This is a genomic window from Frigoribacterium sp. Leaf186, assembly GCF_001423905.1.
Classification (GTDB): Bacteria; Actinomycetota; Actinomycetes; order Actinomycetales; family Microbacteriaceae; genus Frigoribacterium.
The window spans coordinates 1-305 of sequence record NZ_LMPQ01000017.1 but is presented as its reverse complement, the minus strand read 5'-3'; the positions used below and the strand labels follow the sequence as shown (position 1 = coordinate 305).

Genomic DNA, 305 nt, shown 5'->3' with positions numbered 1-305 from the left:
CATCGCCGAGAGTTTGTCGGCGTAGGGATCAAGCTTGCTCGGACGATCCGGAACCAAGAACTGCGGCTCCAAACGATCGGCGCGCAGGTACTTACGAACCGTGTTCCTGGAAAGCCCGCTCCGCCGGGAGATCTCCCGGATCGAGAGGTCGTCTCGGTGACGCCAGCGTCGAATGACACTCAATAACTCCATGTCGATCACTCCGATGTCCCCGCACCGATGGCGTGGAGACGAGTTCAAACATGGGTCAATTCTCGATGGAAAAACCGAAGCTGCCTGGGTCAGCTCTCAGTGGAAATCAACAC

General features: G+C 57.4%; 1 protein-coding gene. It reads right to left on the bottom strand.

Annotated elements, in window-relative coordinates; all coding sequences use genetic code 11:
- The coding region (locus tag ASG05_RS16950) for a helix-turn-helix domain-containing protein (RefSeq protein WP_235491556.1) at positions 1 to 192 on the bottom strand (192 nt) is incomplete at its 3' end.
- Positions 193 to 305 lie beyond the last annotated feature (113 nt).